Consider the following 12,191-nt stretch of genomic DNA (forward strand, 5'->3'; position numbering starts at 1 on the left):
TTATGCAAAATCGCGGCAATTTCTGTTCAACAGAAATTGCCGCGATTTTGCTATATAAAACTTTTCAACATTTTTAAAATTTTTGGCGGCTGAAAGCTGACTTAACCCGGACAATTTTCGAACACTTTTATCGAGGATTTATGAGTAGTAATCCGGAAACTCTATGGCAGTTGTAAACTTTAGTTATTAATAAACATAACAGTACATGATAGTCTAATGATAAATACACCGTAGTTTAGTATCGTTTATCTATCATTTAGCAACAATGTATACGGCTGTTTTTACTACTATTAATAAAATACAACACTATATAGTCTTTCTACTATTATTAGTGGCGTTTAATACTGGTAAGGCATTTTCACAGGCACCAATTGTAAGGTTTGACCATATTACTTCTGCCGACGGGCTTCCGCAAAATACGGTATTAGGTATTATAAAAGACAAGTATGGTTTTATGTGGTTTGGTACCTGGAATGGCCTGTGCCGCTATGACGGCTATACCTTTAAGACCTATATGTATGACCCGAAGGATAAAAAAAGCATCAATAACAACAGGATACATACACTTAAGCTTGATAAGGATTTAAACATTTGGGTACGCACTTTTGAAAACGACGAATTGTGCCGCTATAATTATGAGCACGACAATTTTGACCGTTTTGCTAAAGAGGATGTTTCAGATTCGCTTCTTCTATGGACGGACAGGCGTAAACACATTAACGATGCTAAAGTTGCATTTAAAGATTACACTTGGAATATTGAAGTGCCCAGGAACCGGCTTATTGAAACCAATATAAAGACCGGGAAAACGAAAGTATACGAACAGGGTTCTGCAAATCCCGGCCGTTTAAACGATGCCTATGTAACCGATATTTATAAAGACAACCACAACATTTTATGGATAGGCACCTACAGTAACGGTATTAATAAGGCCAATTTAGCAGGCAAGCCTTTTGAGCATTTTTATCATAATCCTTCAGATGGAAAATCGTTGATTGATAATAATGTGAGTACCATTTGCGAAGACAATCAGGGCAATGTATGGGTAGGCACCCGCGATATGGGTATTACGGTAATGGGCAAAAACGCACGGCATATACAGAAAGCGCCGGGCAGCATAACCAGTAATTTAATCAGGGCTGTATTTTGCGATTCGCGGGGTACGGTATGGATAGGCACTAAAGAGGGGCTTAACAGCTATAATCCGTTAACGGGAAGGTTCAGTGATTTTTCGTATCAGGTAAACCATACCACAGTATTTGGTGTTACAGAAGATAATGAGCACAACCTGCTTTTTGCAACCTGGAACGGGGTTTACAAATACAAGAACGGCAGTGATACACTGATTCATTACGACCCTGAAAAAATGATGGTACATCCCCATACCCGTGTTATCATGCAGGATTCTAAAGGCTGTGTATGGGTGGGTTGCGAAGGCGTCGGCGGCAATACAGGGGGCATAAGCGTGTTGCAACCGGTAAACGGTACCGATGAATATAAGGTAATACATCATTTTATCCATAGTGAAAACAGGAACTCTGTAAGCGACAACCGTATCAACTGTATTTATGAGGATAAAGAAGGTATGATATGGATAGGCACCGGAAGCGGGCTTGATAAATATGATCCCTCGACCCGAAAGTTTACCAATTTCTCTGCAAACAACCGCTTCCCAAAATCATCTGTAGTATCGGTTTTAGAAGATAATAAAGGCTATTTATGGATAAGCCACAAGAAAGGGATTTCGCAGTTGCACAAAAAGAAGCTTAGCGTACGCACCTATACTTTACAGGACGGGCTGCAAAGCCGGGAGTTTTCGGCGGGGGCAGCTTTTAAAAGCCCTGCAAGCGGTAAAATGTATTTTGGTGGCAATAACGGCTTTAATGCCTTTTACCCCGACGGGATATTCCCTGAAAAAACCTTGCCTGTTACCGTACTTACCGAATTACAGATACTGAACCGTCCGGTAAAGATTAATGAAGAAATTAATGGCCGCGTAGTGCTTACAAAGCCACTGTACCTGACCCATGAAATACAACTGAAGCACAATGATAAAAGTATTGCTATAGAATTTGCCGGGCTCCATTATTCTAACCCGCAGGCCAATAAATATGCCTACAAACTGGAAGGTTTTGATAAAGACTGGGTATATACCGATGCGGGGCATAGGGTGGCATCATACTCTAACCTGCCGGCGGGCAATTATGTGTTTAAGGTAATGTCCTCAAACAGCGATGGGGTCTGGAACAAAATACCTGACACTTTAAATATTGAAGTACTGCCCCCTTTCTACGCCAGTGCATGGGCTTACCTGTGCTATGTAGTAGTATTGCTTTCGGGGTTCTATGCATACCACAGGTATTCGCTGAGGGTTACACGGCTTAAGGCAAAATTAGCCTATGAAGAGCTTATGCATCATCAGGAACACGAGTTGTACCAAAGCAAGCTACAGTTTTTTACAAACATCTCCCATGAAATTAAAACACCACTTACCCTCATACAGGCGCCGTTAGAAAGGCTTTTGGGTATGTTTGCAGAGAACCGCGCCATATACTCGCAGTTGTTAACCATGCAGCTTAGCGGAGACCGGCTGGTAAAATTGGTTAACCAGCTCCTTGATTTCCGCAAGCTTGAAACCGGTAACTTACAGCTAACCCTGCAAAACAATGATGTTATAGCGTTTTTGGGTGGGGTAATAGCATCGTTCAGGAGTGGTGCCGAAGCAAAAAATATTCAAATTAGGTTGGTGCACGATGTAAACAGCTGCGTATTCGGCTACGATGAAGATAAGCTCGAAAAGGTATTGTATAATCTGTTGTCTAATGCACTGAAGTTTACACCTGCTGCGGGATATATTGAAGTCAACTTTTCTTTTGCATCTGATGAAAATAACCAAAATGCGGTAATCAAAGTTATCAACCGTGGCAATGAGCCAATAGCCGGAGACGACCTTGAGGTTATTTTCCAGCCGTTTAAGCAGGGAAAAAAGCAAAGTACGGGCGGTACCGGCCTCGGCCTGGCCTATAGCAAAGGGCTTGTGGAACTGCACAACGGTACGCTAACTGTAGAAAGTAATTATGTAAGGCCAAACGAAAGCCGGACTACTTTCACAATAACACTGCCTTTGGTTTCTACTGCTGTTGGCACCGCACCGCAGGTTACGGTTGAACATATCAATATCGATAAGGAGCTGCTACCTGCTATAACAGATATATATGCTGCCAAAACCGATAAACCGTACACCCTGCTTTTGGTTGAAGACAATCCTGAATTAAGGGCCTACTTAAAAGATTACTTTTCCAATTTTTATAACGTGAAGGAAGCGGCTGACGGTACTGAAGGATTTGAAACCGCCGTGAATGAGGTGCCTGATATTATTATATCAGACGTAATGATGGAGCACATGGACGGCTTTGAACTGTGCCGCAAGCTGAAAAACAACATAAAAACATCGCATATACCGGTAGTACTGCTTACCGCGCAAACACCCGTGGAATCTGAAATTGAAGGCTTGGAAACCGGCGCCGATGATTATATTACCAAGCCTTTTAACCTGTCTTCCCTCTCGGCGCGGGTACAAAACCTGCTTGCCACAAGGCAAAACCTGAAAGAAAAATACCGTAAAGAAATTTCGTTTCAGCCTACACACGATGTTCCCCTATCTGCCGATGAAAAGCTGCTGCAAAAGTTGCTGGCTTTTATAGAAAGTAACCTCTCAGATACCGAACTGGGGGTAGATGCTATTTGCGCTGGGGTAGGGGTAAGCAGGAGCCAGCTTTACCGAAAGGTGAAAGACCTCACGGGGCTAAGTTTATCAGAAATACTGAAGGAGATACGCCTTAAAAAGGCACAGCAACTGTTGTCTGAATCTAAATTTACGGTAAATGAGGTTGCGTATATGGTAGGCTTTAGCGATACCGATTATTTCAGGAAATGCTTTAAATCAGAATTTGGACTCGCACCTACCGATTATATAAAAAACAAGCGGGCGTAGTAGTGTAAATATACATTTGGTAAAAATTAAAGTTCAAAATTTTTCTACCTGTAAAAATTCTGATGTTTTTTTGCGTTTAACCTGTATTTTCAGGAGTTTGAACTGTTTTTACCCGTATTTCGGGACGATTTTACGGGTTCACTTTTACCTGATATTATACATTTGCCTTGTTAACAATAACGTTTTCGTAATTTGTTTTTTACATACAAATAACAGTCTACAGGAATATAGTATTCCTATTTTAAAATAAAACCATGAACAAACATTTAAAAGTAGTAATTGCATTTTTATTGATAGTTTTTAATACGCCAAAGCTCTTTTCACAGCCTAAGAATGCACGGCAGGCTAAATATAATTTTAACAGCGGCTGGTTGGTAGCTGTTGGTGAGGTAGAAAACGGTGCCGACCCGAAACTAACCGATAACAGCTGGAAAAAAGTTACGTTGCCCCGTGCCTTTAATGAAGACGAAGCTTTTAAGGTACCCATTGACAGCCTTAGTACAGGCATAGTGTGGTACCGTAAGCACTTCGCCCTGCCGAAAGAAGCTAAAGGTAAGAAAGTGTTCCTGGAGTTTGAAGGCATACGCTTTGGTGGTGAGTTTTACATCAACGGGAAATCAGTCGGCATACACGAAAATGGGGTTATGGCAGTAGGGCTTGATGTAACGGCGTACCTTAATGCTAATGGCAAGGACGATGTAATTGCGGTACGTATAGACAATTCATGGAAATATAAAGAGCGTGCCACGGAGTCTAATTACCAGTGGAACGACAAAAACTTTAATGCCAATTACGGCGGCATACCTAAAAACGTATACCTGCATGTAAAAGATAATGTGTACCAAACGCTGCCGCTGTACAGTAACCTGGGTACCACGGGCACCTACATTTATGCCAAACAGATAAATATTACGAACAGAACAGCTACCATTCACGCTGAATCGGAAGTGCGGAATGAATATAAAACTGCTAAAAGTGTCCGATATGAGGTAGCTGTACAAGATATGGACGGCAAGGTGGTAAAAACCTTTGGCAGCCCTGCCATAACATTAAAGCCGGGCGAAACCACAACACTCTCAGCAGAGCAGGAGGTAGGCAACCTTAACTTCTGGAGCTGGGGCTACGGCTACCTGTACAATGTGCATACAACACTTTATGTAGACAACAAGCCCGTTGATGTGGTAACTACCCGCACCGGTTTCCGCAAGACACGCTTTGCCGACGGCATGGTATGGCTAAACGACCGCGTACTGCAAATGAAAGGCTACGCACAGCGCACCAGTAACGAGTGGCCCGCCGTGGGTATGAGCGTACCGGCCTGGCTCAGCGATTATTCTAACAAGCTGATGGTAGACGGCAATGCCAACCTTGTGCGCTGGATGCACGTAACCCCCTGGAAACAGGATGTAGAAAGCTGTGACCGCGTAGGTCTTATGCAGGCCATGCCGGCGGGCGACTCAGAAAAAGACGTGGAAGGCCGCCGCTGGGAGCTGCGTACACTACTTATGCGCGATGCCATTATATACAACCGCAACAACCCCAGTATTATTTTTTATGAATGCGGTAACGAATCGATATCTGAGGCGCACATGGCCGAAATGAAAGCCATTCGCGATGCGTACGACCCTTACGGTGGCCGTGCTATAGGATCCCGAGAAATGCTGGACAGTAAGATAGCCGAGTATGGCGGCGAAATGCTGTACATCAACAAAAGCGCGCACATACCCATGTGGGCTACAGAGTACTGCCGAGATGAGGCGCTGCGCATCTATTGGGATGACTATTCGTACCCGTTCCATAAAAACGGCGATGGTTCTAAGGCATATAAATCTACCGTAACCAATACTACCGAGAAAAAGCCCGATGCCAAGGCGTATAACCAAAACCAGGATTCGTTTGCCAAAGAAGACATTGCCCGCTGGTGGGATTATTACCGGGTGCGCCCCGGCACCGGCAGCAGGGTAAGCTCGGGTGGGGTAAATATTATATTCTCTGATTCCAATACCCATTTCCGTGGGGCGGAGAATTATCGCAGAAGTGGCGAGGTAGACCCTATGCGCATACCGAAAGATGCCTTTTTTGCCCATCAGGTTATGTGGGATGGCTGGGTAGATGTAGAAAAGTATCGTACCCACATTATAGGCCACTGGAACTACACGCCCGATGTGGTTAAGGATGTTTATGTAGTATCATCAGGAGAGCAGGCAGAACTATTTGTAAACGGAAAATCGCAGGGCATGGGCGAACGCAGTAACGGCTTTTTGTTCACTTTTAAAAATATAAAATGGCAGGAAGGTACCGTAGAAGCCGTAAGCTATGATGCCGCTAAGAAAGAACTGAGCCGTGCCGTGCTTAAAACCGCAGGCAAGCCCGTGGCCATAAAGCTAACAGAAATGCACGCACCCGATGGCTTTAAAGCCGATGGAGCCGACCTGGCACTAATTCAGGTTGAGGTGGTGGATGCCAACGGTAACCGTTGCCCGTTGTCTAACGATGAAATAGCCTTTGAACTGAATGGCCCAGCCGAATGGAGGGGGGGCATAGCCAAAGGAAAAGACAATTATATACTTTCTAAGGTATTGCCTGTAGAGTGCGGCGTAAACCGTGTACTGGTTCGTGCTACGGATAAAGCCGGTAAAATAACACTGACGGCAACCGGCAAAGGCTTAGCTGCTGCCAATTTGGAATTAACCTCGGTAGCCGCAAAAAGTAAAGATGGATTATCGGCATATATAAGTGGCAGCCACCAGCCGTCTAACCTGCAAAGGGGCGCTACGCCTGCCACGCCTTCGTATAAAGAAAGCCGCAAGGCCATTAAAATTGTAAATGCCCTGGCCGGTGCAAACAGTGGTAATATTGCCCAAAGCTATGACGACAACGAACTGAGCGAATGGACAAACAACGGCGATATAAAAACCGGCTGGATAACCTACGAACTGGAGCGCGATGCCGAAATAAGCGAAATAGAACTAAAGCTTACCGGCTGGAGGATGCGCAGTTACCCCATAAACATAAGCATAGATGGTAAAGAAGTGTACACAGGCGAAACCGAAAAAAGCCTTGGTTACATAAACATACCCATAAAGCCAACCAAAGGACGCTTTGTAAAAATACAGCTCAGGGGGCAGAGCCAGGACAAAGATGCCTATGGAGAAATCGTGGAGATAACCGGCAATAAAGAACTCGACCTCTATAAAGACCCTAATGCCGCCGATGCCAAAGGCCAGCTGCGCATTGTAGAAGCTGAAGTATATGAAAAAGTAAAATAGCTAAATCGCCGCAACAGGCACAGCGCTTCATCAGCCATAATTTACTGTAACCGTAGTACCCGTAAAATCGCGAACGATTATGCGGGCAGGTAAATCCTTGCCCAAAAGAAACCATAATAAGAACATAAATATTAACCAAACTGAATACATATGAAACATAAAATTACATTACTTTTCTTATTGTTGCTACTCACATCCTGGGGCATAAACGCTCAGGATACGGTAGTAACCGGTACCGTGCATGACGAGCAGAACATGCCCATGCCCGGTGTCAGCATCACCCTGACCGGTACGCCTGTGGCAACAACTACCGATATGGACGGGAATTTCTCTGTCAGCATCCCTACAGGTACCCAAAACCCTGAGCTGGTATTCTCTTTTCTGGGCTATGTAAAAAAAGCTGTGGACGTTGCCGGTGAAACCACACTGACTATTGCACTGGAACCCGACCCAAAAGTGCTTGATGAGGTAATTGTAGTTGGCTATGGTACCCAGAAGAAAAAAGACCTTACCGGAGCGGTATCCAGCGCTAACCTTGAAGCCTTCAGGAAAGCGCCTAATGTAAACATTATACAAAGTTTGCAGGGTACGGTACCGGGGCTAAACATAGGCCAGGTTAACTCGGCCGGTGGCACGCCGTCTATACAAATACGCGGGGCCAATACATTTGGCGGTAACGACAGTGTGCTTATAGTACTTGACGGTATACAGTACAACGGTTCGCTGGCCTCTATAAACCCTAACGACATAGAATCTATAGAGGTGCTTAAAGATGCCAGTTCGGCTACGGTATATGGCGCTCAGGCCGGTAATGGCGTGCTGCTTATTACCAGTAAAAAAGGAAAAAAGGGCAAACCAAAAATCAGCTACAACTGGTCGTATGCTTCGCAAAACCCTACGGTAGACTTAAGGCCCATGAACCGCAGTGAGTTCCTGGAGAAAATACGCGACCTGAACTATGATAACGCTTTCCTGGCGCCGGAATACACTACACCTAATCCTGATTTTAATATTGTTGAGTATATGGATAACACCATGATTGACGAAAACAATAATATAAGGGATAACAACTTTAACTGGTGGGACAGAGGAACCAACTCCGGCGAGATACAAAAGCATGAAGTAAGCGTATCGGGCGGGGCAGAAAATGTTAATTACCTTATCTCAGCAGGGCTTACAGACCAGACAGGCTTTATCATTAACGATAATTTTAAGCGGAAAAACATCAGGGTTAACCTGGAGACCAAAGCTACAGACTGGCTTACGGTGGGTGTGCAGTCGTTCGCGGCGCTAAATGATTACAGCGGTGCCGAACCCGACCTTGACGCCCTGATACGCCAGGCTCCTTTTTTAACGCCTTATGATGCCGACGGTAATCTTGTACCATCGCCTACGTTAACTAACGTGCCCAACCCGTTTTTAACCCTCGATGTGCAGGACCATGCTACACAGAACGATTTCTTTGGCAACTTTTACGGCGTGCTTAGCATACCTTCGGTTAAGGGGCTTACCTACCGTGTAAATTACGGTAACAACTACAGGATAGGCGAAAACTTTGGCGCCAGTAAATATGACGCCGGCCTTACCGGGGCTGCCTATAAAAACCATACACGCTACAGCGACTATACCATAGATAATATTGTAAACTACAAAAACAGCTTTGGTATACACAATGTAGATGTAACGCTGCTGTATGGCGCAATAGAAAGGCAAAACAGCACTACGGAGAGTAACTCGACTGATATTGCCAACCTTATACTGGGCTACAACAGCCTTGAGCAGGGTATTAACCAGTTTGCGGCATCGGGCGCGTGGAAGGAAACGCTAAATTACCAAATGGGGCGTGTAAACTATAAGCTTAAAGACCGCTACCTGCTAACGGCAACGGTGCGTCGCGACGGTTTCTCAGGATTTGCCCGAAATGAAAAATGGGGTGTGTTCCCGGCGGCGGCTGTGGGTTGGGTAGTATCTGAAGAATCATTCCTTAAAGAAAACAAGGTACTAAATTTCTTAAAGCTAAGGGCTAACTACGGTACTACCGGCAATACTACCAGCCGCTACTCATCGCTGGCTACCTTTTCGCGTACGCGAAGCTATGTATATGGCGATGGTGGTACTCCTGAGTTTGGCCAATATTCTACCAGGCTTGAAAACCCTAACCTGCGCTGGGAAAAAAATACCGGCCTTAACCTGGGGCTTGATTTTGGGCTTTACAACAGCAGGCTTACCGGTACGGTAGAGTACTATCAAAACAAAACCACAGATTTGATATATGATGTAGCCAACCCCACCATTATAGGTATTGCCACTACCAAGACCAACATTGGCGAAATGAAAAACAAGGGCCTTGAAATACAGCTTACATCACAAAATATTAAAGGCGAAGACTTCAGGTGGAGTACCACGGCAAACTTTTCTACCAATAAAAATGAGATTGTATCGCTTGTAGGCCTTGATGCCGATGGCGATGGGGTAGAAGATGACCTTACCGCCGACGGGCTTTTTATTGGCGAAAGTAAAGGTACCCTGTTTGGCTACGCTTATGATGGCCTGTACCAGATAGGCGATGATATACCCGAAGGTTACAGCCCCGGCACCCAGCGCATAGTAGACACTAACGGCGATGGCGAAATTACGGCAGACGACCGTGTAGTACTGGGCCGCACAGAACCGGCTTATAGGGTAAGCCTGCTAAACACATTTAACTATAAAGGCTTTACGCTTAATGTGTTCCTTAACTCGGTGCAGGGCGGTAAAGACGGTTACCTGGGCAATGCGCTGCCTACAAGCGTTGGGGGGCTTCGCAGCGATAACTCTATACGCTACAACTACTTTTCTGACATAGATTACTGGTCGCCACGCAATCCCGGCGGTACGTTTCCGCGCTCGCAGGTAGGGCCGGCCATAAGCACACCGGTATATAAAGACCGCAGCTTTATTCGCCTTCAGGACATTTCGTTGTCCTACAGCTTCAGCCAAAACCTGGTAAGCAAACTGGGCCTGGGCATATCAGACCTTAACCTGTTTGTAAGCGGTAAAAACCTTGCCACCTGGACCAAATGGGAAGGCTGGGACCCCGAAACGGGCCAGGGCTTTGATGAAAACGGCAGGCCGGTAATGAAAAGTTATTCTGTTGGTTTAAATGTTACGTTCTAAAATATAAACACTATGAAAAAATATATACTGCTACCACTGCTGGTAACGCTGTTTACTTACACATCGTGCCAGGAAGATTACCTGGAAGAAGAGCCGCTTGATTTCCTGGCTGCTTCTAATGCACTGAATACGTACGAAGATTTCCAGTTTTCGTTAAACTACCTGTATGACAGGGTACGTTTTGAATTTTATTCTAAAGGCGACCGTAATAATATGGACTATATTTATGGTACCGACCTTGTTTTTGACGGGCAACCCGATGTAATGCGCTTTACCAATTACGAGGCTACCATGACCCCGTTTGGCGACAGTAACAGCGTGGCTGTGGTGCACTGGACAAACTTTTACAAGATAATATCTGAAGCTAACGTTATACTTAGCCGTGTAAACGAGGCCGACCTTACCGATGAGCAAAGGCTGTTGGTAGAGGCCGAAGCACGTTTTTTCAGGGCGTTCAGTTACCGCACGCTGGTGTATCTTTATGGTGGAGTGCCACTGGTAACCGAGGCTGTTACTAAGCCGAAATATGATTTTACCAGGGCTACAAAAGATGAGGTTTTAGCACAGGTAATACTGGACCTGCAGTATGCCGCCGAAAATTTATTGCCAAAAGCATCGGCACGTCCGGGGCAGGTACACCGCCTTGTAGCGAGCCACTTGCTAAGTGAAGTGTATCTGGCTGCGGGGCAATACCAGAATGCAGTAGATGCAGCCAGTGTGGTTATTAGCGACCCTGCTACAGACCTTATGACGCAGCGTTTTGGCAATCGTGTAAATGTGCAGCCGGGCGATGTATACTGGGATCTTTTTCAGCGTAATAACCAAAACCACACAGGCAATACCGAGACGTTGTGGGCCATACAGTTTGAAACTGATGTGCCCGGGGGCAGTGCGCAGTCGGCCAGCCGTACAGGTTCGCCGTTATATGAGCGTCACCATGCCCCTTCAGTCCGAGATATTGTAATAGGTGGTAAGCGCCCGTTTAACTGGCCCGTAGGCGACTATACCGGTGGACGTGGCATAGGCTGGGCTATATCTACAGTGTATTTCAGCAATACAATTTGGCAAAGTGACTGGAGTAATGATATCCGTAACGCAAACCACAACTTTGTAAGGGAATTTAAAAGTACCAACCCTGATTCGCCTTTGTATGGGCAAATACTTTCTACGGAGAACCCTCCGGCAGGGGTAACAGTACCCAGCAGGTCGTTTTACGCATACCAGTCTAAGGTTACAACACCCTTTGACCATCCGGCAAACCTGTATGCTAACGTAGCAACATTCCAATTAAAAGACGGAGCAGGGGGTACGTATACTGACCAGTATATGTTCCGCCTGGCTGAAACTTACCTGCTTCGTGCCGAAGCATATTTCAGGCTGAACAACCTTACTGCTGCTGCCGCAGATATTAATGTGGTACGTAACCGTTCTAATGCGCAGCCTGTAGCACCGGCAAGTGTAACCATAGATTACCTGCTTGATGAACGTATGAGGGAATTTGGCGTAGAGGAGAAAAGAAGGCTTACACTAAACCGCCTCGGGCTGCTTTATACCAGGACTATAGCCCACAATCCGTACTATAGCGATGTAAAGCCCCATCATAATTTACTTCCCATACCGTATTCTGAAATTGAAAGGAACAGGGAGGCTGTCCTTGAGCAGAATGGAGGGTACCCACAATAATTTTTTACAGCAAAATATAAGGGTTTGGGTAGTTTTTTCAGTTCAATACGCAGGCCTGAGGGCCTGTGTGTTGAACTTTTTGTTTAACT

At 45.3% G+C, this 12,191-nt stretch carries 4 protein-coding genes; all 4 read left to right on the forward strand.

The genetic code is table 11. From position 1 onward, the window contains the following. Positions 1–331 precede the first annotated feature (331 nt). On the forward strand, positions 332–3,994 hold the full coding sequence (locus ACZIX4_RS04475; protein ID WP_463334411.1) for a hybrid sensor histidine kinase/response regulator transcription factor: 3,663 nt from the start codon (positions 332–334) through the stop codon (positions 3,992–3,994). A gap of 254 nt (positions 3,995–4,248) precedes the next feature. Continuing rightward, positions 4,249–7,263, forward strand: coding sequence for a sugar-binding domain-containing protein (locus tag ACZIX4_RS04480; protein ID WP_463334412.1), 3,015 nt, complete (start codon positions 4,249–4,251; stop codon positions 7,261–7,263). Positions 7,264–7,413: 150 nt separating this feature from the next. Then, on the forward strand, positions 7,414–10,419 hold the full coding sequence (locus tag ACZIX4_RS04485) for a SusC/RagA family TonB-linked outer membrane protein (protein WP_463334413.1): 3,006 nt from the start codon (positions 7,414–7,416) through the stop codon (positions 10,417–10,419). A gap of 12 nt (positions 10,420–10,431) precedes the next feature. Next, positions 10,432–12,102, forward strand: a complete 1,671-nt coding sequence (locus tag ACZIX4_RS04490; RefSeq protein ID WP_463334414.1) for a RagB/SusD family nutrient uptake outer membrane protein — start codon at positions 10,432–10,434, stop codon at positions 12,100–12,102. Positions 12,103–12,191 lie beyond the last annotated feature (89 nt).

It is taken from the genome of Flavobacterium niveum (genome assembly GCF_055231775.1).